The following is a 24,370-nucleotide window of genomic DNA, read 5'->3' as shown; positions in this document are numbered from 1 at the left end:
AAAAGCAGATTTATAAATTAATTATTTATTGGTCGATTTATCCACTAAAATTACAAATCGAACACTTTTCATTAACACATTATTAACACATGACTTATTTTTTTAAAAATATCGCATTGTAAAAATGTTGCTATTGTTCAATAACCGTTCTGCAAAATTTATTAAAACAATAAATATAAGGGTAACGGATATGTTACCTTCAATATTTTGATTCAATTTTAATGCACAAAGACAAATTGCTGCAATTTACAAAAGTGTTAAAATATCATCATACATTGCAATACTGTCAGGGCAACATTTATTATTAATTATACATTAATAAATGTTGAATTTACATTTACACAAGCGGTGCTTTTCGAACAATAAATGTTCAATTAACATTTATTGCAATCGATTTCACATCAATTACACAACATTTTACACACTTTTTCTAAAATAAAACAGCACCGGTAAAATTTGCTTACCGGTGCTGTCCAGATATTTTTGTGTATCAAAAAATAACTTTGCTATTTTTAACAAAGTGCCAAAAATGTATTATACTTTAAATGGCATTATTTAGCCCACCAAACCGATGCACTATGCGTATCTGCCGAATTTGTGCCTACCTGCACAACAAATTCACCAGGCTCCCAATCGTACTTAAGCTGGCTGTTATAAAACTTTAATTGCTCAGGGGTAATGTTGAAGCTTACCTGTTTTGAAGCCCCTGGCTGCAGGCTTATTTTCTGATAGCCTTTAAGTTCTTTTACCGAACGGCTGATGCTTGCAACAGGATCGCTGATGTACAATTGTACCACTTCTTCGCCGGCATATTTGCCGGTATTCGTAACAGTAACAGTAGCCGTTAAGGTTTCATTTCCCTTCAATTTATTTTTACTTACGCTAACCGCACTGTAGTTAAAGGTTGTATAACTTAAACCGTAACCAAACGGATAAAGCGGATCATTTGAAATATCAAGATAATTTGACCTGAACTTTGAAGGACCACCTTTGTACGGCCTGCCTGTATTTTTGTGGTTATAATAGATAGGTATCTGGCCTACGCTACGCGGGAAGGTAGCTGTTAATTTACCTGCAGGGTTATAGTCACCAAATAATACATCTGCTATAGCATTACCGGCCTCGGTACCCGGTGCCCAAACGTCAAGTATAGCATTAGCGTGTTTATCCTCCCAGGTTAAAGTAAGCGGGCGGCCGTTAAACAAAACGATCACCATTGGCTTGCCCAATTTTGAAAGTTCCTTTAGCATGTTTTTCTGGCTTTCAGGAATATCAATATCCGAACGGCTTGACGACTCGCCCGACATGCTTTGCGATTCGCCGACCACGGCCACAATCACATCAGATTTTTTGGCAGCGTCAACTGCTTCTTTCAGCAGTTCATCGGCAGGCTTAGCATCTAAAGAAACCATCCCAGGGCCAAAGTTCAGCCTTTTAATAAACAGGCTGTCTTCAGTTACGTTAGCACCTTTGGCGTAATTAATAGTAACATTGTTGCCCACCACATTTTTAATACCCTCCATTACGCTTACTGATTTCTCCCATTCGCCGGCAATAACCCATGTACCCAGCATATCGCGGTGATTATCGGCCAACGGGCCTACCAATGCAATACTGCCACCTTTTTTTAACGGAAGTGTTTGGTTATCATTTTTTAATAATACAAAGGAGTGTTTAGTGATCTCCCTTGCGGCAGCACGGTTTGCAGTCGATAGCTCTTCTTTAGCTTCCTTATTGGCATCCATCGATTTATAAGGATTATCAAACAAGCCCAATTTATACTTGGCTTCCAATACGCGCTGGCAGGCCAGGTCAATTTCCTGCTGGGTTATTTTCTTTTGAGTAAGCGAGTTTTTTAAAGTTTTCAAAAAGCCCTCTCCTACCATGTCCATATCCAAACCGGCTTTAAGGGCAAGGGCAGATACCGTTTGCAAATCGCCAAGGCCATGATCAATCACTTCGTTTACTGCTGTATAATCAGATACCACGAAACCTTTAAAGCCCCATTGTTTTCTCAACAAATCTGTTAACAACCATTGGTTAACCGTTGCAGGTACACCATCAACCGTGTTGAACGAGCTCATGAAACTGCCTGCGCCTGCATCAACTGCTGCTTTATATGGCGGCAGATAATCCTGGTACATTTTAATGCGGCTCATATCAACGGTGTTATACTCACGACCGGCTTCTGCGCCACCATATAGCGCAAAGTGCTTAACACAGGCCATTACCGCATCAGCATCTTTCATATTGGCTCCCTGGTAACCCTGAACCATAGCTTTGGCTACCTGCGAACCATACCATGGGTCCTCGCCCGAGCCTTCTGAGATACGGCCCCAGCGCGGATCTCTCGCTATATCAACCATTGGCGAAAACACCCAGTTCAAACCTTCGCCGGTTGCTTCTTTTGCTGCAATTTGTGCCGATTGCTTGATCAGGCCCATATCCCACGTAGCCGACATACCCAACGGAATAGGAAAAATAGTACGATGCCCGTGGATAACATCCAAACCAAAAATAAGCGGAATATGCAGTCTTGAATTTTTTACGGCTATATCCTGGATCTGGCGGGTTTGTGCCGTGCCCCAAACACCAAACACACCACCTATTGATCCTTTTTTAATATTTTCTTCAACCCCTTTATTTACTACCGATCCTGTTGTTGCCGCCCCGATGGTTACCAGGTTAAGCTGCCCTATTTTTTCATCAAGGGTCATTTTACTCATCAGGCCTTTAACATAGGCGTTCATTTTTGCATCTTCGGTTTTGCTTTGTGCCAACACCTTATTATAAGGCATTAACGCCACGCAAAACGGCATCACGGCTATAACGAGCCTGCTTGAAAAATACTTTTTCATTTTTTAATTTATGTGGGTAGTAAATAATTGGTTAACAAATATGACTAATAATCAGGGCATTTCATTGCGCCCTTAAATATTTTTGATGATTTTTAAAACGGTATTGCCAAGGCATTTTCCATAGTGTATTAAGTACACAATTGTAAATATTATAATTAAAAAATCAAACTTTATTTGTACAATAGCGCAAATGTTAAGTAAACAGCAACTTATTGAGTACAGCGAAGACGCCCGCAAAAACTACGTGAACCACATTTCTATTGATTGTGTTGTATTTGGTTTTCATGCAGGGCAAATGAAAGTGCTGCTATTAAAAACCAATGACGAAGAAAAATGGTACCTGCCCGGAGGCTTCGTACTTAAGGAAGAACCGATAGATAATGCCGCTGTAAGGATATTACAGGAGCGCACCGGTTTAGACAAAATATTTTTACAACAGTTTCGTGTATTTGGCGACCCCGACCGCTCAAAGGTTCATAATGACATGTACGCCGGTATGTTGCCAAAGGAAGAAAATTGGTTTTCGGGCCGGTTTATATCTATAGGCTACTATGCACTGGTTGATTTTTTTGGCGTTATACCGCATCCTGACCCGTTTTCGGAACTTTGCGCCTGGCGCGATCTGGATGATATGCCCGAAATGCAGCTGGATCATGAAAAGATTTATAAAAGCGCTTTAGACGCCCTGCGTTTACAACTTAACTACCAGCCTATAGGCTATAACCTGATGCCCGGGGAATTTACAATGCCCGAACTGCAAAAATTATATGAGGCCATTTTAGGTAAAAAGCTCGACAGGCGTAATTTTCAGCGCCGGATATTAGCTTTCGGCATCCTGAACCGGTCTGAAGAGCCCCGAAAAGGAGGCGCACATAAGGCACCATACCTGTATTCATTTGATATAGAAAATTATCAGCATGCTTTAACCGAAGGGTTTAAAGGAGGGTGGTAATTTACAGCAGGGGTGCGTTTTACAGCGTTTATTGATCGCTTTGTTAAACACACCCCTCCGCCCCTCTCAAGAGGGGAATCGCGCAATCCCTTCCTTTTTTTTAAGAAAAAAATACATTGCCGCTAATAAGAGTCAACCTACGCTGCTGCTATCGCCCTTTTCAGCGTAAAGTAAAATGTGCTCCCCGAACCTAATTCACTCTCAACATTGATCTTGCCTGCCTGCGCTTCAATAAAATCCTTGGCAATAGCAAGACCGAGACCGGTGCCGCTTTGCTCGGATGTGGCGTTAGGTACTTTAAAATAGCGCTCAAACAAGCGTGGCAGATACTGATCTTCGATACCTTTGCCATGATCTGTAACCGAAAACTCTATTTCATCATTTTTATGCTTTTTAACTACCAGCTCAACAGTTGATTTTTCATGACTGTATTTTATAGCGTTCGAAAGCAGGTTAATCAGCACCCAGGTTGTTTTGTCAAGGTCGGCATGTACTTTAGGCAGGCTTTCATCGCATTTCACTTTAATGTCTACATGCTTCTGATCGGCAATAAACTTGATAGCTTTCACAGCGTAATCCACAATATTTTGAGGATGTGTGCTGCCAAAGTTAAGCTGAAGCTTGCCGGTTTCAACCTGGGCCATATCCAGCAGTTCGCCGGTGATGAGCAACAACCTGCGGGTGTCATCGTCAATATTACTGATCAACTGACGTTGCTCGGGGTTTACGTTACCAATACGCTCATCTTCCAACAGTTTCAGGCTCATTTTTATGGAGGATATCGGGGTTTTTAACTCATGTGATATAGTAGCGATGAAGTTAGTTTTTGCTTCATCCAGTTGCTGGTATTCGGTAATATTTTTGAGGATGATAACCTTACCTATCACTTTATCCTTACTGCTTACAGATAACGACTCGCGCGAGTAGAAACCTTCATGGTTATCGGCAAAAATGCGCAGCTTGGCCTGGTCATTCACTAACAGCTTACGCATAAGGTCGTTCTCTAAGGCAATGTCAGGAGCATACTCACCATTGAGCTGACTGGCCTTCATACCTATCAGGTTGCAGGCCACCTGGTTGGCAAAAATGATCACTTGCTTTTCATCCAGGCCGATAATGGCATCCTGCATAGAGTTAATAATGGTTTCAATCCGTCTTTTCTCAAACAAAATGCTGGCGAGATTGCTGTTCTCAAACTCATCAAGCTTGCGGGTCATGTTATTAAAAGCTTGCCCTAATTCGCCAAACTCGTCGTTAGATTCAAAATGGATCTGCTGGTGATAATTCTTGTTTGATACCTCTTTAATGCGGGCTGTTAGCTCCTTAATAGGATTGGCGATATAGCCGGGAAAATTTACTGCGAAACTGAATGCCACCAAAAATAAAAATGCGCCTAAAAATGCTACTAATAACGATCCTCGTTTTGAAGTAGCATTAGCTATGTCATTTTTGCGTGATATGGCATCCATATTTACGCGCATTACACTATAAAGATGCTGACGAAGTCTCAGGCTTAACTGACCTTGCTGAAGCCCACTGTTGTTTGCTTCCTTCAGTTTTTCAAAAGTGAACCTTGCCGAATCGGTGAACTGCCGCTCGCCAACCTCAGTAACGTTATGGTCCTGCATTGCCATGTTTTTATCAATGGCCTTTATTTCTTCCGGCGTTAGCTTTCCCTGATGCGCATCTAACATCGTAAGTACATTCTGAACATACTGTACGCTTTTATAGTTATCCTTCAATATCGCGCCTGCATCTGATGAGAGCTGATTAAGAAAATATATCGACATTCCGCAGCATATTAATGCCAGAGTAAACAGGAAACCGATCCCTGCCCGGAGTTTATTTTTTATGGTCATGGCTATGATAGTATTACAAGGTCAATATCAGTTTTCGACATTTTATTAAGTAGCTGTGTAAACACGGCTGTTTTCATGATAAGCTGGTAAAATTTAAACCGTGGCTTGCCAATACAAATTGTGGTGATATCATATTTTTCGGCTGTTTCCCAAATGGTACGGGCCACGTTGTTGTCTTTTACCTTTAACACTTCGCCACCCAGCTGTGTGGCCAGCTTCATGTTATTGATCAGGTGCCTTTGCGCGGCTAAGTTAATCTTATCGCTGCTTTCGCGTGAGGTTTGTACATACAGCAAATACCATTTTGAGCGATAATATGACGACAACCGTGCCGTTTTACGGATAATAACCTTAGCCGATTCATCATTAGTGCTGATACAGGCCAAAAACAACTCGGGCCGCAGCTTAATGGTTTTTGGCACCTCAATGTCTATTTTCCGCTCTACCTGGTGGGCCACCTCGCGCAGGGCCAATTCACGCAGCTGTAAAATTCGCTCTACCTGAAAAAAGTTGTTTAGCGCTGTCGGCACCTTCTTTTCATCATAGATCTTGCCTTCCTTCAAACGCTCTATCAGTTCATCGGCAGTAAGGTCAATATTAACTACCTCATCGGCCAGTTGCAACACCTTGTCCGGTACACGTTCATGAATGGTAGCGCCGGTTATACGTTCCACCTCCTCATTAAGGCTTTCCATGTGCTGTATGTTCACCGCGCTGATCACATTGATACCTGCATTTAATATCTCCATCACATCCTGCCAGCGCTTTTCGTTACTGCTGCCTTCAATATTGGTATGGGCAAGCTCATCAACTATAACCACCTCCGGGCGCAGGCTGATCACTGCCTTCAGGTCCATCTCCTCCAGTTCCTTTCCCCGGTAAAATAACTTGCGGCGGGGTATTACCGGCAAGCCTTCCAGCAGGGCGTGGGTCTCTTTCCGGTTATGGGTTTCAATGTAACCAATTTTCACGTCGATACCATTGCGCATCAAGGCTTGGGCCTCCTGCAGCATGCGGTAGGTTTTACCCACACCCGCACTCATGCCAATATATACCTTGAACTTTCCCCGGCGCGATTTTTTGATCAGCTCCAGGAAATGCTCAACCGATTGCTCTTTGGTGTCTTCGTTCATAAGGCAATCCCTCTTACAAGGGAGACTTCTAAATTTATCAATTTTATTTTTTAATTCCCCCTTTGAGAGGAGTGATGGGATAGCGCGGCTGTTGGGTGTGTTTCATCGCGTGACGAGCAACACACCCCTCCGCCCCTCTCAAGAGGGGAATCGCACGTCCCGGTGCTTTTGCTTTTATATTCGTTATCAATATTATCTAAACCATGTCATTGCGAGGAACGAAGCAATCGCATGCTATACAGAGCGGCCTTGCTTCCGTGCGATTGCTTCGTCGTTCCTCCTCGCAATGACATAAATTAGAAGCTTCTATTTCTTCAACTCATCTAAAGCCACATTCAACTTCAATACATTCACCTTAGCCGGGCCAAACATGCCTAATAAAGGCTGTTCAGTATGCTCATCAACCAGTTTGCTTACAGCATCGGCCGATAACCCACGGACTTTGGCTACACGGGCTACCTGTACTTTAGCACCAGCCGGCGAAAGGTCGGGGTCCAAACCACTGCCTGATGCTGTAACCAATTCGGCAGGGATCTGTGAGCGGGTTATGCCAGGGTTATGTTTCAGAAAATCTTCAATACGGCCTTCAACCTGTTTCAGGTAATCAGGGTTTGAAGGGCCTTTATTTGACCCTCCCGAACCGGCAGCATTATAATCAACTGCTGATGGACGGCCCCAGAAATATTCGTCTTTAGTAAATTTTTGACCGATGTTGGCGTAACCAACTATGCGGCCTTTGTAAGTGATGGTTTCACCATCGCCTTTGCCCGGGGTAAATTTACCAATACCTGCTATGGCTAAAGGATATATGCCCGCTGTTAATACAATTAGTATTAAGGTTAGCTTGATGGATGGCAACAAATATGTTTTCATTTTGAATTGGATTTGAGATATGAGATTTGAGACATGAGACCTTGTATGGTTAGATATGAAATATGATTGATAACTTTTGATTAAGTACTATTAGCTTCCGACTTAAAAAAGTCTCACATCTCATATCTAACATCTCACATCTATATAAAAAGTGAAACAGCTAAATCAATCAGTTTAATACCTATAAATGGTATGATTATACCACCTAAACCATAAATAAGCAGGTTACGGCGTAACAGGGCACTTGCACCTATCGGTTTGTATTCAACACCACGCAAAGCCAGCGGGATCAGCAGTGGAATAATAATAGCATTAAAAATCACTGCCGAAAGGATAGCCGATTGCGGGCTGTGCAGGTCCATAATATTCAATGCCTTTAAAGCAGGTATGGATACCATGAACAATGCCGGAACAATGGCAAAGTATTTAGCCACGTCATTAGCTATACTAAAGGTTGTTAATGTACCGCGGGTCATCAATAACTGTTTGCCTATTTCTACAATTTCAATCAGCTTGGTTGGGTCGTTATCTAAATCCACCATGTTACCGGCCTCTTTAGCAGCTTGTGTACCGCTGTTCATAGCCACGCCAACATCGGCCTGGGCAAGTGCAGGAGCGTCGTTTGTACCGTCGCCCATCATGGCAACAAGTTTACCGCCTTGCTGTTCCTTTTTAATGTAGTTCATTTTATCCTCGGGCTTGGCCTCGGCAATAAAATCGTCCACACCGGCTTTTTCAGCTATAAATTTAGCAGTAAGCGGATTATCGCCTGTTACCATTACGGTTTTAACACCCATTTTACGGAGACGTTCAAAACGTTCGGCAATACCGGTTTTAATGATATCCTGCAGTTCGATAACGCCCATGATCTTCTCGTTTTTAGCTACTACCAATGGAGTTCCACCGTTTGACGAGATCTTTTTTACTTGCTCTTCCACGTCTGCAGGGAAAGGATTACCGGCTTTTAAAGCTATATTACGTATAGAATCGAAAGCTCCCTTACGGATCCGCATACCATCGGGAGTATCTAAACCGCTTGAACGGGTTTCGGCAGTAAACTTGATGAATACAGAATCGGCAGGTGCATGGATTTTAAGTTTATGGGCACCCTGTTCGGCAAGTTCTAAAATAGACTTACCTTCCGGGGTTTCATCGGCCAGGGAGCTTAATACACAAGCCATTACAAAATCTTGTTCGCTCACACCTGCTGTTGGGTAAAAGTTGGTTGCTTTACGGTTACCAATGGTAATGGTACCAGTTTTATCAAGCAATAAGGTGTCCAAATCGCCTGCAGTTTCAACAGCTTTACCTGATTTGGTGATCACGTTGGCACGTAAGGCCCTGTCCATCCCGGCAATACCGATGGCCGATAGAAGGCCACCGATAGTGGTAGGGATCAAACAAACAAACAACGATATAAAAGCAGCTATAGTGATGGGCGTGTTAGAGTAATCGCCAAAGGGTTTCAGCGTAACGCATACAATAACGAAGATGAGCGTAAAACCTGCCAGTAAAATGGTCAATGCTATCTCGTTAGGGGTTTTCTGGCGTGATGCACCTTCAACCAGGGCAATCATCTTATCCAAAAAGCTTTCGCCTGGCTGGGTGGTAACTAATACTTTGATCTTATCAGATAATACCTTGGTACCGCCGGTTACCGATGATTTATCACCGCCGGCTTCACGGATCACCGGGGCCGATTCGCCTGTAATGGCCGACTCATCAATAGTAGCAATACCTTCAATGATCTCGCCATCGGTAGGGATGTTATCACCGGTTTCGCAAATGAAAACATCACCTTTTTTAAGCTGTGATGACATCACCCTTTCTTCCTTACCATTAACCAGGAGGCGGGCAGGTGTTTCTTCGCGGGTTTTACGAAGGCTTTCGGCCTGGGCTTTACCCCGGGCTTCGGCTATTGCCTCGGCAAAATTGGCAAACAGCACGGTTAACAGTAATATGATGAAAACTGTAAAATTGTAGGCGAAACTACCCTGACCTTTATTTGTCAGCGAAAATATACTCACAATGAGCATTATCACCGTGCCAATCTCCACGGTGAACATCACCGGGTTGCGGAACAGGATGCGTGGATTTAGTTTGATAAAGGACTGCTTTAAAGCATCCCTCATCTGATCGCCCTGAAACAATGTATTTTGATTTGAGTTCATGATTTTTCTATTTTTTTAGTTCCCCTCTCTCGAGAGGGGGTGCGTGGGGTTTTGCGGTGGTAGGGGTGTGTTCTTAGCGTGCTGAGAAACACACCCCTCGGCCCCTCTCAAGAGGGGAATCGCACAATCCAAAGCTTTTTCCTTTTCTGCTTTTTAATTCAATGAAAAATGTTCAGCAATAGGACCTAAAGCCAGTGATGGGAAGAATGACAGCGCAGCGATAATGACGATCACCGCAAAGATCATCAGCCCAAAAGTTGAGGTATCGCTTTTCAACGTACCGGCCGACTCAGGTATATATTTCTTATTGGCCAATAAACCCGCAATAGCCAGCGGACCAATTATTGGCAGGAACCTGCCCAATATCATTACGATACCTGTGGTGTAATTCCAGAAAATATTACCATCGCCCAAGCCTTCAAAACCCGAACCGTTGTTGGCCGCTGATGAAGTATACTCGTACAGCATTTCAGAAAAGCCATGATTACCCGGATTATTTAACCATGCCGAAGGTTTAACCGCCCAATCGGCACCGGCTACGTGAACGATAAAGTACGATGAAATTGCAAGGCCAACCAGGATAATAAAAGGATGCAGCAAAGCAATCAATGAGGCTATTTTCATTTCCCGCGCCTCTATCTTTCGGCCTAAAAACTCGGGCGTACGACCAACCATCAGGCCTGAAATAAATACCGCCACGATAATGAATATGTAGAAGTTGAGAATCCCAACCCCGCAACCACCATAAAAACAGTTGATCATCATACCAAGCATCATCATGGTGCCCGAAACAGGCATAGCGCTGTCATGCATGGAGTTTACAGATCCGGTAGAAATAATAGTGGTCATGATGCTCCAGTAAGCGGAATTTGCCGGACCGAACCTTACCTCCTTACCTTCCATAGCGCCCGTTGGCTGACTGATGCCCATTTTTGCAATGGCAGGGTTACCGTGTAGTTCGGCATTCATGGTAGGGATCAGCAGCATGAGCATACCCAGCGTCATCACACCGAATATTACATAAGCAAATTTCTTTTTATTAAGATAGAAGCCCAGTGTAAATACCAAAGCGATTGGAATAACGGTTTGAGCAAACAACTCAACAGTATTGGTTAAATAATTAGGGTTTTCGATTGGATGGGCCGAGTTAGCGCCAAACCAGCCGCCGCCGTTAGTGCCCAGATGTTTAATAGCAACTAATGGCGCAACCGGCCCGCGTGAAACGTGAACGGTATCGCCCTGCATACTGATGAAAGTATCTTTACCGGCGTAACTTGTAGTCATGCCGTTAAAGGCGAAGATTATGGCTATTACAAATGAAATAGGCAGCAACACGCGGGTGATGGATTTCACAAAGTACTCCCAAAAGTTGCCCAGCTTATCTGTGACCTTATCTTTCATAGCCCTGAACACTACTACCAGCGCCGCGATACCTGTAGCAGCTGATACAAAGTGCAGGAACATGAATACAAAATGTTGGGTAAAATAAGTAGCGCCGCTTTCGCCCGAATAGTGCTGCAGGTTGCAGTTCACTAAAAAGCTAATAGCGGTATTGAAGGCTGTATCTGCCGACTGGCCGGGGTTTCCGTCAGGGTTAAGTGGCAAATGACCTTGAGCCATCAAACAAACAAAAGCATATATTAACCAAACACTGTTAATAGTAAGCAGGGCCAGCAGGTGCTGTTTCCAGTTCATTTCGCGTTTGGTGTCAATACCGCTGAAGCGGAAAATAAAGCGATCAAGCGGGGCAAGAAAATCGAGCCAGGTCTTTTCGCCCTTAAATACCTTTGCCATGTAACGGCCAAGGGGAATGGCGATAGCTAAGGTGAGCAGATAGGTGAAAATTACACCCGTTAGTTCAGTGTTCATAGTTTAATTTTAAAATTTTTCGGGTTTGAGGAGTACGTATACCATGTAAATGAACACGGCTATTGCTACGATGAATAATGCTGCCATGACTTTAGATTTTTTCGAAGTATGTTACAGATTTAAAAAAGATCCAGAATACCACTACAAATGTGGCCAGATAAGCGATTGTGAGTAAAGCATCCATTTTTATGTGTTTTGCAAAGGGCTTTGCCAAGCGGATGCCAAAAAAATTAAAACCAATTCAAATAATTGATAATCAATTACTTAAATAAATACAGGAATGTTAGTTTATTTATTCAGGAAGAATTGAACTATCATTTTGATAGGTGATTATCAAAGTGGGATTGCGTTTTGCTTAGATATGTTAGCTACCTCGGGTTTAGTGATAGCGTAATCCGTGGTTAAGCACAACTGAAGCTTTCAGCTTCAAATTTAAGCACCGCCGCCGCTCGCGTCCTCGCCATAGCCGTTAACTTAGGGGAGTAATTTGGCGTAAGCGTTTTAAAATCCCCTCTCGAGAGGGGGCGCGTGGGAACGTGTTGTAGCAGGGGTGTGTTATATAAGCGATAAGCCGCACGTAGAATAACACACCCCTCCACCCCTCTCGAGAGGGGAATCGCACATTCCCCTGCTTTTGAGAGGTTTTTTACCTTAAGTTAACGGCTATGGGCTGGAGCCGGGCGTCAGCATGGTATGTTAAAACTTTAGAAAATCCGAAATCGAAATTCCGAAATCCGAAATCACTCTAAATTATATTCCTTCAGCTTCCTGTACAGCGTGGCTACGCCAATATTTAGCAGGTGTGCTGCTTCGGCACGGTTGCCATGCGTGTGGTTAAGCACCCGTTGAATATGCAGTTTCTCAACAGATGAAAGGTCGAACGCCGAAATCGGCGCACCGCTTTTTACCTGTTGCTGCTGAACTTCATACGGCAGCAGGCTTTCATCAAGTACTTTACTATCAGTAAGGATCACGGCTCGTTCAACTATATTTTTGAGCTCGCGGATATTGCCGGGCCATGCGTAGGCTTCCAGTTTTTCAATAAACTCATCACCCAAAACGTTCACCTGCTTTTTTACTTTAAGTGCAAAATGCTGCATAAAATATTCGGCCAGCAGTTTAATATCCTTCTTACGCTCGCGCAGGGCCGGCAATGTTATCTGAAAAACAGATAAGCGGTAATATAAATCCGAGCGAAAATGCCCGTCATTAATCTCGTTCAGTAAGTTACGGTTTGTAGCTGCCAGGATACGCACATTAACTTGGGTGGGCTTGGTATCCCCTATTTTGATGAACTGCTGCGATTCCAGCACACGAAGCAACTTGGCCTGCAGATCATGATCAAGTTCACCTATTTCATCTAAAAAAATGGTGCCGCCATTGGCCTCTTCAAAAAGGCCTTTTTTATCTTTAACAGCACCGGTAAATGAACCTGCTTTATGACCAAACAATTCGCTTTCCAACAGCTCTTTGGTAAATGCACTGCAGTTTACAGCCACAAATGATTTTGCGCTGCGGTTACTGGCCTGGTGAATGGCTTCGGCAAAAATTTCTTTACCTGTACCGGTTTCACCTAAAAGTAAAACGGTAGTATCGGTAAGGGCTACTTTCTGGGCCAGCCTGATCACATCGCTAATGGCAGTTGATTTACCAATAAGCCTGTCAAAACCAAACTTATCATTGAGTTTGCTTTCCAGTTCGGCTACTTTTTGTTGCAGCAGTGCCTTATCCATGGCCTTGCTCACAAGCGGGATGATCTTTTCATTATCATCGCCCTTGGTGATATAGTCAAACGCGCCGGCTTTTATGGCTTTTACGCCGTCGTTAATGGTACCGTAAGCAGTTAAAACGATGATCTCGGTATTAGGATAATTTTTCTTGATGGTTTCTGAAAGGGTGATGCCATCAATATCAGGTAGTTTAACATCGCTAAGCACCACTTGTATGCTATCCTGCTGAAGTTTTTTTAGCCCCTCTTTACCCGTACCTGCGGTAATTACCTCATGGCCTTCCAGCTGTAAAATACGCGCAAGCAGGTTGCGGAGACGTTCCTCGTCATCAATAATTAATAGCTTACCTTTTTGCATTGTGGCAAATATGGCAAATTATTTTGAACCTTGATTTTTAGGATTTAAGGATTTTCTGATGCGCTGATTAATAACGTTAATAAGCTACCCAAAATGTTTTATCTGAATATAATGTCGCTGGCTTCACTTCCTTAACAAACCGGCTATAGCTTTCATGTGTTTAATCAGATCTTCTAACTGATTAACCGGCATTGCCGAAACTAAATCCGCTATTTGTTGGTCTGACGCCTCATTGAGTTCATGAAAAGTTTTAAAACCTGTACCGGTAAGCGAAAGCAGTGACACACGGGCATCCTCTTTTGAGGGCACCCTGGCAATTAATTCCTGTTTCTCGAATTTCTTTAAAATCCGGCTCAAATAGCCTTTATCAATGCTTAATTTGTAAATAATGTCGGATGCGCTTACTTGCTTTGCGGTGTATATTTCATAAAGGATCCGGGCTTCGGCGAGCGAATACTCACTATTAAGCAAATGCTTGTCGAGCAAGCCGATAAGATCAGTATAAAATCTGTTAAATGTTCTTATTTCCTGAATGTGTTGTTGAATGCTCATGCGCGATTATTGATCTAATACCAAATCGTAGCGTTGTTCTATCAATTCTTTCCCGAAGGCATTTGACGGTTTTTTATCACTGAGCTTAAACCCATACCGGGTATACAAAGCAATTGCCGAATACTGTTCTTCGGTTGTCCAGAGATAGGCACTGCGGTATGGCCCCGACTTTATAAATTCCAGGAACTCCGTCATCAATTTTTTCCCTAAACCAATGCCCCGGTACTCGGGCAAAAAGATAAAATAACGCAATTGTAAGGCATCACTTCTGTGCTGGGCCACCAGGCAACCGACAATCCTGTTCCCATGTTCGCAAATCCACACTTTATCTTTGGCTTCATCATATTCAAGCGCAAAATCCTTTAAACCCTGAAGCACATAGGCTTCAAAATTCAACCCATACCCGCATTCTCTGGCGTAAAGATCGCCGTGAATATATGCGATGTAGCCCAAATCGCCGGGAAGTAATTTATTTCTGATCTTGATGGCAGCGAGATCAGGTTTTATTAGTGTATTCATCTGTGTTTATGCTTTCTGTTACCAACTATGTTTTTCATTAGCAAAATAAATAAATTTAGTTGACAAAGTCAACTAAATTGAAATGCATAAAAAAACGGCCCCAGATTTTTTGGGAGCCGCTTTTAAATTCAATCACTGCTATAGGGCAGCGGTACCATTGAAAGCATAGGTTAGGTCTTCAGCTTAACCGTTGAAGTTGAAAACTTCAATTATGTAAAACCACGGGTTACGCTGTGCTAAACCCGCGGCAGAAATTGTTCTTTCTTGCTTCTTGATTCTAAACTCTTGCTTCTTAAGCAATTTACCATGGACTTTCGCCATAATCGCTAAAGTATTTACCAGTAGGGCCATCAGTGCCTATCATGGCGTATTTCACTATAGGCGCTGCACCCTCTTCTACCGGTTTAGGACCGCGGTTGCCGTTAAATTCGGTATTGGTGTAACCGGGGTTTACCATGTTCACTTTAACCTGATCTTTAAGATCATAGGCCAGGGCAACGGTATAAGCGTTCAACGCTGTTTTTGATGGGCCATAAGCCGCCGACTTAACCTCATAATGCTCCCAATCAGGATCGTTGTGATAAGTTAACGAGCCCAAATCAGATGTAACATTAACAATGCGCGGGTTAGGAGACTTTTTAACCAGGTTGATAAAGATCCGAACCGTACGGATCACGCCGAAGAAGTTAACTTCAAAAACTTCCTTCATGGTATCATCGCTCACGGTATCGGCCTTTTGCGGGAATGCGCCGGGAATACCGGCGTTGTTGATGAGTACATCAAGGTGGTCTATTTTATTCGCCAGCTCATCATGAGCTTTCTGTACCGAGGCTTCATTGGTAACATCTATCAGCAAGAGCTCAACATCATTTAAACCTTCGGCTTTGAGCTGTTCAACCGCCTTTTCGCCCCTGTTCTGATCACGGCTGCCCAGGTAAATGTAGTAACCGGCTTTGGCCAGTTGCCGGGCACTTTCCAGGCCAATTCCTTTATTGGCACCGGTTATTAATACTGTTTGTTTTTCCATAACACAAAGCTATAATGCGATGATATTTTTACCGCTGCACATAGCAGGGCATTAACTGTACATTTCCCGGATTTGCGTTCTGAACCCCATTGGCGTGGTATCCGTAATGCGTTTAAAAAAGCGGTTAAAGTATGCAGCATCCTCAAAACCAAGGTCGTCGGCAATTTGCTTAACGGATAGTTCGGTATGCAATAAGCGGCGTTTGGCTTCAACTATAAGTCGCTCATGAATATGGGTTATAGCTGTTTTACCACTTTGCTGCTTAATAACATCAGTGAGGTGACCGGGCGTCAGGTTCAACTTTTCGGCATATGCAGCAACATCATGCTGGGTGGCATAATGCTCGGCTATAAGCGCTTGAAAACTTTTAAGCAGGCAATAGTTTAAAGTAACACAGGTTTCATTATACTGTTCGCCGTATAACCTGCTCAGGTATATCACCAATACCCTTAACCATGAAGTAAGCATTTGGTTGCGCCAGGTTCCATCGGTATTAAATTCAACCAGCATTTTGCGCATGGTATCTTCTACAAAAGCCACATCTGCCTGGCTAAGTGCTATCTCATGCGCGGCAGCAGGGTTTTGGATAATGGGGAGCTGTTTAAGTATGCGGTTATCTTCCAGTTGCAGAAATTCGTCGGTAAAACTGGCCATAATACCTTCGGTAGGGCCGGAATGCTCTTTCAGATGCACTTGTTGCGGCACGGTAAAGTAAAAGGTATCAGGCTTTACGGTGTATGGCACAAAATCTATCCAATGCCGGTTAGCACCGTTTTTTACCAATACAAACAAATAATAATCTTTACGGTGCGGCTGCAGAAATGCAGGATCGAGCTTAAACTCACCGCATTGCCCAATGGCTTCACGCACATCAATCATGGTGTTACCCCGCTCGCTGTTTTGTTGCAGGGAGAAAGTAGGGATAACGTTTTTTTCGGGTGCAGTTAAAACAGGCATGAGGCAAATTACGCAATTAGTTGGTATTGTATAAACAGCCAACCAACAGCGCATTGTAAATGTTTTTACGCTACAATGAAGTATTTGCGGCTTTATGTATAGCGTTAACGCCGCTGATGGAATTTAGCTTTTTCCTCATTTGCTTGCTAACAGGTATCTCAACATAACGATTAATAAGGTATGCTAAAATAAGTACCACAGGTAATGCAACAAGAAAAGATGCAGCCCAATAATTCAAATTCATTTTATTTGTTAAGGCAGGAATAACGAAACGAATGGCTACAAACTGATGGATGAGGTATAAAGGAAATGAAAGCTTGCCAAGAAAAAGTGTTATTTTATTCACTACAAATTTTAATTTTCCACTTACAAAAAGTACAAACAAAAGAAAATAGATTGTAAGCATAACAGCATATTCTGCCTGGCTTAAATACCACCATGATGTGCCGCCATAATGATACAAGGATATCTGACAAACAAGGCACATCAACAGCATTGCATATCTTGCTATCAGTTTATCTTTATATTCATAGATGTTATAAAAAATTATTCCGGCGAAAAACAGCGGGACAAATGATAAAAGCGGAATTGCTTTAAATATTTGATGAGCAAAAGCATGATCGTGAAAGAAAACGGTGAGCCCGGCAACGCCAAGAGAAATTGTTATACCCAGTATGTTGATGTATTTGAGTAAATGAAATTTAAAAAGGATCAAAACTCCTATATAAAAAATCATTTCAATAATCATGGTCCAATATGGTCCGTCGAGGTCATTAGCCCCCAAATAATATTGAAACATTGTCATGTTAGCCAAATAATCCCAAAGAGAAGGCGGGTGTAAAACAAGGCTTTTAAATAAATATACTTTAATGCATATTAAAATAAATGTAACTGTTACACACACCCAATAGGTAGGATATAATCTGCTTATCCTGTTTATAGCAAACTCCAGGCTACTTTTTACTTTAGTTAAACTCATATATATTACGAATCCACTAATAATAAAAAACAGATCAACACCGGTCACGCCAAATTTGAAGCCTAAATTTCGTTCAGGCCTATCCATAGTAAAATGAAATAAAACAACCATTATGGCTGCTATTCCACGCAGTGCATCTAACTCCTTAAATCTGTTATGTTTTTTAAGTCCTTTTAAACTCTTTTGCGCTGTGTCCAAAATCAGGTGAGGCTATCGATAATCGGCAAAATCTTTTTTTAGCAAATAAATAAAACGAGATCTTATCTGTTTTTTCAACTAAAATATGGAATATTTACTAATATAAATACCGCCCACTGTGCGTGCTAAGTATTTAAACTCTTTATAATCCACAAAACAAAACCGGGAGTACAACACCCCCGGTTTTGTTTTGCTCAAACTTAAACGCTTAACTATGTGTATTTCAATTGCTACTCCGTTTTCAAACTCTTTACAGGGTTCATCAAGGCTGCTTTTACACTCAAAAATGAAACCGTTGCAAACGCAACCAGCAATACCAGGAAAAAAGGAATAACAAACAGGAACAAATTAACATCCATCCGGAAAGCATAGGTTTGCAGCCATCTATGAATTGCATACCAGCCTATAGGTGCCGAAATAATAAACGAAACCACCACCAGCAATGCAAAATCTTTGTACAGCAGCCTCAGGATATTATTTACAGAAGCGCCCAGTACTTTGCGGATCCCTATCTCCTTGGTGCGTTGAACAATAGTATATGATACCAGGCCAAATAAACCCAAACAAGCCACAAAAATGGCAATGCCGGTAAACACACCAAAAACTTGCCCAAAGCGCTGATCGGTTTTGTACTGCTTGTTAAAAAACTGGTCTAAAAAGAAATAATCAAATTGATCGCCAGGGAAAAAGCTGGCCCAGGTTTTCTTTAAATCGGCAATGGTTTGCGGCATATTAGTGGTGCTTACCTTTACCGATACCGGTCCCCGTACATCGGGAATACAACGGAAGATGATGGCATCATAAGCATCATGCAGAGACTGCTGATGGAAGTTATCGGCAACGCCTACAATGGTGTAAACCTGTCCCCAAAAATCAATGCGTTTGCCAAGGGCATCGGCAGGTTTGTTAAAGCCCAACTGCTCAACCGCTTTTTTATTAAATACTACGCTGTGCGGCTCATCGCCAAACTCCTTCGAAAATTTGCGCCCGGCTATCAGTTTAATATCATAAGCATTAAGGTAGTCATAATCGGCACCTATGATACGGTATTGCTTGCTTGTACTTTGATCGGAGCCTACCAGTTTAATACCTCCCGCATTCCAGCCCACCGGCTCGCCGGGGATAGAGGTGGATACCGTAACGCTTTTTACAGCACTTTGAGCCAGGCATTCATGCTTAAACGAGCTCATACTACGGTAAAATGAATCAACCTTAATCAATGGGGCCTTGATCACCAGTGTCTGGTCTATTTTTACCCCTAACTTTTGGCCTTGCATGTATTTAAGCTGTTTAAATACTGTAAGCGAGCCTATGAGCAAAAATATAGATGCAGCAAACTGAAATACCACCATTCCTTTACGCAACACTACACCCCTTGGCGATGCCAGGATCTTACCCTTCATTACCTCAACCGGTTTAAAAGCCGATAGTACAAGGGCCGGGTAAAATCCACTGAAGAACGAGCCTAACACAAAGATCCCCAAAACGGCCAGCCAGAAAGTTACTTTAGCAAACAGGGTAAAGCCCATTTGCATACCCGAGATATTGGCAAATGCAGGTAAGCAGGCCACAATGATCAGTAATGCCAACCCTATTGCCATGGCGTTAAGCATCATGGCTTCCAGCATAAACTGGGCAATAAGCTGTGCCTTTGCCGAACCAAGGGTTTTACGCACGCCAACTTCTTTAGCCCTGCCAATGCCACGGGCAGTAGCCAGATTGATATAATTGATCCAGGCAATGATGATTACAAAAATGGCTATGCCCAGAAGCAGGTACACCGATTTGCCATCGCCATTGGGCTGAAACTCCAGCATCCGGTTTGAGTACAAGTGGATATCCTTTACCGGCTGCAGTGTATAAATACCGCCTTCGCCCGAGCCTGGATATTTATCATATGCTTTTTTTACCACCGGGATAAACTTAGCCTCTAATGCCCGCGGATCAACCCCGGGTTTCAAAAGCAGATAGGTTGTACAACCATCATTTAGCCAGGCATCGTCAAGGTTATAATCTTTATTAGGTGGATTTTCCTTAAGCAGCGTAGCATATGATTGCATGATATCAAAATTCATATGCGTATTGGCAGGCATGTTATTTATTACGCCGGTTATTTTAAGCGGCTTATCTGTATTGATATATAGTGTTTGGCCAACCGGATTTACTCCATGAAAAAGCTTGTCGGCAATTTGCCGGGTAATTACCGCTGTATTAGGTTCTTTAAGCGCTGTGATTGGGTCGCCATTTATCAATGGGAAAGTGAAAGTTTTGAAAAAGGCATCGCTCACATAGTAAACGTTTTGGATAACCATTTTCTGATCCTTGTAGTTAGCAATTGTTTGGCCCGCACCTACAATTTTTACATGCTCCTCAATTTCGGGAAGCTCGGTTTTAAATGCCGTACCGGGAGCGAAGGCCCCGCCGGCCCATTGGGTACTTAACTTACCGTTGTTATACCTGTCCTGATTGATGCGAAAAACACGATCCTTTTTGACATGAAAATCATCAAAACTAAGCTCAAAGCTAACGTATTGCAAAATAAGCAGGCACGCTGCCATGCCAATAGCCAGTCCTACTATGTTAATAGCAGAGAACGCTTTGTTTTTAGAGAGGTTTCTAAAAGCAACCAGCAAATAATTTTTAAGCATAACTACAAAGGTTTATACCTGAAATTCAGCTAATTACATGCCTTATTTATAAATATCTAATTATCAATAATTTAAGCCAATATTCAATCTACGAAACTGTTCGTTTTCGAACAGTGATTGTGCGGTTGTGAGATGGCCTGCCGGGTTGCGGTATTGCTGATTTTATAAACAGATTTCTTGATCACGAATACCTTTTTTAGAGTAAATATAGTGCGGTTGCCTTTGTAACAATCACTTGTGCTTTTACCACTGCGGATACATGCGCAATCTCCCTATGGTCACGGTACAAATCGTGTTTACCCTAAAACGGCATTTTGCGCATACTTGAGTTCCCCGTTTTTCAACTGATCTCAAATTTCCAACCTCTGCTCCCTATTCCCCCGATCGTAAACTCTTCACCGGGTTGGCAAGCGCCGCTTTGATACTTTGATAGCTAACTGTTAATAAAGTGAGTGTAAATGCCCCGGCGGCGGTTTGTGCAAACAGCCAAACCGAAAGGTCAATATGATAGCTGTAATGCTGTAACCAACCATTCATTATAAAGGCCCCTACCGGGGCAGCTATAAGCAATGCTACAATAATAAGCACCACAAAATCGCGGCATAGGAGTAGCCAAAGGTTCAGGACAGAAGCGCCCAATACCTTATGCACACCTATCTCTTTGGTACGCTGTTCGGCCATAAAAACTGCCATACCAAACAAGCCAAGACAACTGATCAGGATAGCCAAGCCAGTAAACAGGCTTGACAGGATACCCACTTTTTGTTCGGCATCAAACTTTTTCTGATATTCCAGATCGGTAAATTTGAAATCAAACGGTTGTTCAGGAACATACTTTTTCCATACGCCTTCAATGCTGCCAAGTGCCGTTTGCGGGCCAACTTTTGGATTGAGGCGGATATTGAGCACGTTCCCCACATCTTTATTGATAAAAAAGATACTTTGCTTAACCGGTTCATAAGGCGATTGCATCACCATATTTTTTACTACGCCAACCACATGATATTTCTTACCCCACCAGTCGATGGTTTCACCTACAGGCTTTTTCAGGTTCATATAATGAACTGCAGCCTCGTTAAGGACCAAAGCTGATGAGTCTGAAGGAAATGCAGAGGAAAAATCCCGGCCGTCTACCAGCTTCCAGTCTACCGTTTTCCCGTATGGCATACTGGCACCAACCATAGCAAACTCATCATTTAAGCCTGGGTTTTTGCCCGTCCATTTCAGGCCGCCCACCGTGTTGTATATACCAGTTGTTGGGCTGCTCGATTCGGCAACATCTACAATTGCACCGGTATTAAGCAAATCGTTTCGGAAGGATTGAAAATGATCATGGATGGTAGCCGAGTACATTTCCATCGAGAGCAGACCGGCACGGTTATACCCCACCTCGCGGCTTTGCGAATAACGAACCTGGCGGTATATGACCAGCGTACCGATGATCAATATAATAGATACACAAAACTGCACCACAACCAATACCTGGCGCGGCAATGCAGCCATTTTGCCGGTGCGAAATGTACCTTTCAAAACCTTAACAGGTTGAAAATTGGAAAGATATAATGCGGGATAGCTTCCCGCTAAAACACCAGTAAGTAACGTAAAAATAAGCCCGGCCCCCCAAAAAGCAGGATTATGCCATAACATGCTCAGTGATTTATCGGTAATGTGATTGAAGTAAGGCAAAGCAAATTCAACTACCACAAGCGAGAGCACGAAAGACAGCAAAGCCAGCAATACCGACTCTGTATAAAATTGCAGGATCAGCTGGCCCCGCAACGAACCTACGGCTTTTCTTACACCAACCTCGCGTGCACGTTTTTCACTGCGTGCGGTGCTCAAGTTCATAAAATTGATGCAGGCTAAAAGCAGTACAAATACACCAATCACCCCGAAAAGCCATACGTAGGTAACAGCTCCACCAGTATTTACACCATTCTTAAATTCGGCATATAGATGCCATTTACTCATGGGGTGCAGCAGGATAGCCGGTTTAAGTTTTGCACTCTCTGCATCTACGTTTAGTAATTTTGCGTCCCTGATCTGCGCCGATACCTGTTTCATATCTGCACCATCTTTCAGCTGCACAAAAAGATCGTAGGAGTTATTACCCCAATCTCCGGTAGATTTTACAAGGTTTGGATCGGCTATTTTGTATAAGTCCCAGGCTGCCATAAATGCAAGGCTGCCAAATGTGGTATTGCCCGGCAGGTCACGGTAAACACCGCCTACCTTAACGGTCATTTTATTGTCCAGCTTCAGGATCTTACCGGCCGCATCAGCATTGCCAAACAGTGCCTTTGCAGTTGTTTCTGTCAGTAATACCGAAGCTGGATCGTTCAAAGCAGCCCGCGTCCCGCTTACCATTTGCAGTGTAAGCATATCGGGTATCTGTGCCTGGATATAACGCCCGTTCATGATCAGGTGCTTATCACCCGTACTAAGGATGTGTTGCCAAACACCGGAGGCCTGTACCACGTATTTGAAATTATTGCCATAAGTTGTACGTAAAGTGTTAGCCAAGGGAAGGGGCACCATATCTGATGTACTGGTTTCACCATTATTTGCGCGGCTTTGCATTACCTGCGCAATACTGTCATAATTGTGATGATACCGGTCAAACGATAACTCATCGTTGATCCACAAGCCAATAATGAGCGCAACGGCCATGCCGAGGCTTAACCCGCCGATATTGATAAAGGCGGTTGATTGGTTGCGCAGCAAATTGCGCCAGGCAGTTTTCAGGTAATTACGGAACATGGTATATTTTTACTGTAATTTGTTTTACGGCAAAATAATGCCAAATATAAAAATCACTGATAATCAAACAATTAAAAACAACACGCCGTACCGTATCGTACGTTTTCATTACAACGACTGTGCAGTTTTGATCAATTTTTGTAAAACACAGTCTCTTTTTCCGGCAATTGCAAAAAAGTATTGAATAGCTATAGGTTTATCGTTACCTTACACATATTATAAACCTGATTGTCAGCACATAACAACCAACCTTATTTTAATTATTATGGATCAACCCAAAGTATTTATAAGTGTAGGCGGCACTACAACACCTGATCAAGAAGCTTTTGTAAAATATATTGAGGACAGGCTCAGAAGCGAAAATTTAGTCCCAAATACTATCGGGCGAAATACCTTCAGTTCTGATTCGCCTTTAAAATCAATAAAAGATTTGATGGATGAATGTTCGGGCATTTTGGTTATTGCACTTGAGCGTACCTATTTTGAACGCGGAATCGAAAAACGGGGTAGCGCCAATGAAACAACACTCCCGGCAACTAAATTTGCCACTCCCTAGAATCAAATTGAATCAGCGATAGCGTACGCTAAAAGCCTTCCGATTTTAGTAATAGTAGAAGAAGGAATACGAGCCGAAGGGTTGTTAGAAAAAGGCTATGACTGGTATGTGATGACTGTAAAACCCAGCCAAAGTTCACTATCAACCGTGGAGTTTAACGGGGTTTTGGCAAGTTGGAAAAGCAAAGTAGAAAAACTTAGTCTCAGTAAAAATGATATCGCCGTCCAAAAAAAGAAAGTTGTTCCTGATGAATTAACTATCGGGGACTTAGTTTCGAACATGAAACCCGCTCAGTTATGGGGAGTACTGGGTGCTATTATTGCATTAATGGCTGCAATTTTTGTTATTGGCCAACATTTCCCTGCTAAGTAA

Annotated in this window: 18 protein-coding genes; 3 read left to right on the top strand and 15 right to left on the bottom strand. The window is 42.7% G+C overall.

Going from position 1 to position 24,370, the window contains the following annotated elements; genetic code table 11:
• Positions 1 to 551: 551 nt before the first annotated feature.
• Positions 552 to 2,858 (bottom strand): beta-glucosidase BglX, encoded by a 2,307-nt coding sequence (gene bglX / locus MTO98_RS06750; RefSeq protein WP_243485842.1) that lies wholly within the window; start codon positions 2,856 to 2,858, stop codon positions 552 to 554.
• 190 nt (positions 2,859 to 3,048) lie between these two features.
• Between bglX and MTO98_RS06745 the strand changes: the two genes are divergently transcribed.
• Entirely contained in the window at positions 3,049 to 3,810 is a 762-nt protein-coding gene (locus MTO98_RS06745; protein WP_243485841.1) for an NUDIX domain-containing protein, read from the top strand.
• A 137-nt stretch (positions 3,811 to 3,947) separates the two neighbouring features.
• On the opposite strand, the gene MTO98_RS06740 is transcribed toward MTO98_RS06745, so the two are convergent.
• The 14 genes from MTO98_RS06740 to MTO98_RS06680 form a co-directional block, all read right to left on the bottom strand.
• Positions 3,948 to 5,669 (bottom strand): ATP-binding protein, encoded by a 1,722-nt coding sequence (locus tag MTO98_RS06740; protein ID WP_243485840.1) that lies wholly within the window; start codon positions 5,667 to 5,669, stop codon positions 3,948 to 3,950.
• 2 nt (positions 5,670 to 5,671) lie between these two features.
• The gene (locus tag MTO98_RS06735; RefSeq protein WP_243485839.1) at positions 5,672 to 6,802 is read right to left on the bottom strand and encodes a sensor protein KdpD; all 1,131 of its coding nucleotides are present in this window, start codon (positions 6,800 to 6,802) and stop codon (positions 5,672 to 5,674) included.
• A 306-nt stretch (positions 6,803 to 7,108) separates the two neighbouring features.
• Positions 7,109 to 7,675 carry a K(+)-transporting ATPase subunit C gene (locus MTO98_RS06730; RefSeq protein WP_243485838.1) on the bottom strand — a complete coding sequence of 189 codons (567 nt, stop codon included), beginning with the start codon at positions 7,673 to 7,675 and terminating at the stop codon, positions 7,109 to 7,111.
• Between the two features lie 140 nt (positions 7,676 to 7,815).
• Positions 7,816 to 9,846, bottom strand: a complete 2,031-nt coding sequence (gene kdpB, locus MTO98_RS06725) for a potassium-transporting ATPase subunit KdpB (RefSeq protein ID WP_243485837.1) — start codon at positions 9,844 to 9,846, stop codon at positions 7,816 to 7,818.
• Positions 9,847 to 9,999: 153 nt separating this feature from the next.
• A complete protein-coding gene (gene kdpA, locus MTO98_RS06720) occupies positions 10,000 to 11,715 on the bottom strand; it encodes a potassium-transporting ATPase subunit KdpA (protein ID WP_243485836.1) in 1,716 nt (571 codons plus the stop codon).
• Between the two features lie 9 nt (positions 11,716 to 11,724).
• A complete protein-coding gene (gene kdpF, locus MTO98_RS34400; protein WP_083879072.1) occupies positions 11,725 to 11,802 on the bottom strand; it encodes a K(+)-transporting ATPase subunit F in 78 nt (25 codons plus the stop codon).
• Between the two features lie 653 nt (positions 11,803 to 12,455).
• A complete protein-coding gene (locus MTO98_RS06715) occupies positions 12,456 to 13,802 on the bottom strand; it encodes a sigma-54 dependent transcriptional regulator (RefSeq protein WP_243485835.1) in 1,347 nt (448 codons plus the stop codon).
• A 123-nt stretch (positions 13,803 to 13,925) separates the two neighbouring features.
• Positions 13,926 to 14,354: a MarR family winged helix-turn-helix transcriptional regulator gene (locus MTO98_RS06710; RefSeq protein WP_243485834.1), complete on the bottom strand. Its 429-nt coding sequence runs from the start codon at positions 14,352 to 14,354 to the stop codon at positions 13,926 to 13,928.
• Between the two features lie 6 nt (positions 14,355 to 14,360).
• Positions 14,361 to 14,873, bottom strand: coding sequence for a GNAT family N-acetyltransferase (locus tag MTO98_RS06705; protein ID WP_243485833.1), 513 nt, complete (start codon positions 14,871 to 14,873; stop codon positions 14,361 to 14,363).
• A gap of 301 nt (positions 14,874 to 15,174) precedes the next feature.
• Positions 15,175 to 15,900 (bottom strand): SDR family oxidoreductase, encoded by a 726-nt coding sequence (locus MTO98_RS06700; RefSeq protein WP_243485832.1) that lies wholly within the window; start codon positions 15,898 to 15,900, stop codon positions 15,175 to 15,177.
• A 51-nt stretch (positions 15,901 to 15,951) separates the two neighbouring features.
• Entirely contained in the window at positions 15,952 to 16,857 is a 906-nt protein-coding gene (locus MTO98_RS06695) for a helix-turn-helix domain-containing protein (protein WP_243485831.1), read from the bottom strand.
• A gap of 70 nt (positions 16,858 to 16,927) precedes the next feature.
• Positions 16,928 to 18,034, bottom strand: coding sequence for an acyltransferase (locus tag MTO98_RS06690; RefSeq protein ID WP_243485830.1), 1,107 nt, complete (start codon positions 18,032 to 18,034; stop codon positions 16,928 to 16,930).
• A gap of 230 nt (positions 18,035 to 18,264) precedes the next feature.
• On the bottom strand, positions 18,265 to 20,682 hold the full coding sequence (locus tag MTO98_RS06685; RefSeq protein ID WP_243485829.1) for an ABC transporter permease: 2,418 nt from the start codon (positions 20,680 to 20,682) through the stop codon (positions 18,265 to 18,267).
• A gap of 372 nt (positions 20,683 to 21,054) precedes the next feature.
• Positions 21,055 to 23,442: an ABC transporter permease gene (locus MTO98_RS06680; RefSeq protein WP_243485828.1), complete on the bottom strand. Its 2,388-nt coding sequence runs from the start codon at positions 23,440 to 23,442 to the stop codon at positions 21,055 to 21,057.
• A gap of 265 nt (positions 23,443 to 23,707) precedes the next feature.
• On the opposite strand from MTO98_RS06680, the gene MTO98_RS06675 reads away from it, so the two are divergent.
• A complete protein-coding gene (locus MTO98_RS06675; RefSeq protein WP_243485827.1) occupies positions 23,708 to 23,998 on the top strand; it encodes a hypothetical protein in 291 nt (96 codons plus the stop codon).
• 81 nt (positions 23,999 to 24,079) lie between these two features.
• The gene (locus tag MTO98_RS06670) at positions 24,080 to 24,370 is read left to right on the top strand and encodes a hypothetical protein (RefSeq protein ID WP_243485826.1); all 291 of its coding nucleotides are present in this window, start codon (positions 24,080 to 24,082) and stop codon (positions 24,368 to 24,370) included.

Source organism: Mucilaginibacter sp. SMC90 (genome assembly GCF_022811725.1).
Taxonomy (GTDB): Bacteria; Bacteroidota; Bacteroidia; order Sphingobacteriales; family Sphingobacteriaceae; genus Mucilaginibacter.
The sequence above is the reverse complement of the archived record's forward strand: the minus strand, read 5'-3'. Positions and strand labels throughout refer to the sequence as shown.

Excerpts from the sequence above, each read along its gene's own strand:
- MTO98_RS06705 (WP_243485833.1), bottom strand. The coding sequence starts at position 14,873 with ATGAATACACTAATAAAACCTGATCTCGCTGCCATCAAGATCAGAAAT.
- MTO98_RS06695 (WP_243485831.1), bottom strand. The coding sequence starts at position 16,857 with ATGCCTGTTTTAACTGCACCCGAAAAAAACGTTATCCCTACTTTCTCC.
- MTO98_RS06715 (WP_243485835.1), bottom strand. The coding sequence starts at position 13,802 with ATGCAAAAAGGTAAGCTATTAATTATTGATGACGAGGAACGTCTCCGC.
- MTO98_RS06745 (WP_243485841.1), top strand. The coding sequence starts at position 3,049 with ATGTTAAGTAAACAGCAACTTATTGAGTACAGCGAAGACGCCCGCAAA.
- MTO98_RS06710 (WP_243485834.1), bottom strand. The coding sequence starts at position 14,354 with ATGAGCATTCAACAACACATTCAGGAAATAAGAACATTTAACAGATTT.
- kdpF (WP_083879072.1), bottom strand. The coding sequence starts at position 11,802 with ATGGCAGCATTATTCATCGTAGCAATAGCCGTGTTCATTTACATGGTA.
- MTO98_RS06740 (WP_243485840.1), bottom strand. The coding sequence starts at position 5,669 with ATGACCATAAAAAATAAACTCCGGGCAGGGATCGGTTTCCTGTTTACT.
- MTO98_RS06730 (WP_243485838.1), bottom strand. The coding sequence starts at position 7,675 with ATGAAAACATATTTGTTGCCATCCATCAAGCTAACCTTAATACTAATT.
- MTO98_RS06735 (WP_243485839.1), bottom strand. The coding sequence starts at position 6,802 with ATGAACGAAGACACCAAAGAGCAATCGGTTGAGCATTTCCTGGAGCTG.
- MTO98_RS06685 (WP_243485829.1), bottom strand. The coding sequence starts at position 20,682 with ATGCTTAAAAATTATTTGCTGGTTGCTTTTAGAAACCTCTCTAAAAAC.
- MTO98_RS06675 (WP_243485827.1), top strand. The coding sequence starts at position 23,708 with ATGGATCAACCCAAAGTATTTATAAGTGTAGGCGGCACTACAACACCT.
- MTO98_RS06700 (WP_243485832.1), bottom strand. The coding sequence starts at position 15,900 with ATGGAAAAACAAACAGTATTAATAACCGGTGCCAATAAAGGAATTGGC.
- MTO98_RS06680 (WP_243485828.1), bottom strand. The coding sequence starts at position 23,442 with ATGTTCCGTAATTACCTGAAAACTGCCTGGCGCAATTTGCTGCGCAAC.
- bglX (WP_243485842.1), bottom strand. The coding sequence starts at position 2,858 with ATGAAAAAGTATTTTTCAAGCAGGCTCGTTATAGCCGTGATGCCGTTT.
- kdpB (WP_243485837.1), bottom strand. The coding sequence starts at position 9,846 with ATGAACTCAAATCAAAATACATTGTTTCAGGGCGATCAGATGAGGGAT.
- kdpA (WP_243485836.1), bottom strand. The coding sequence starts at position 11,715 with ATGAACACTGAACTAACGGGTGTAATTTTCACCTATCTGCTCACCTTA.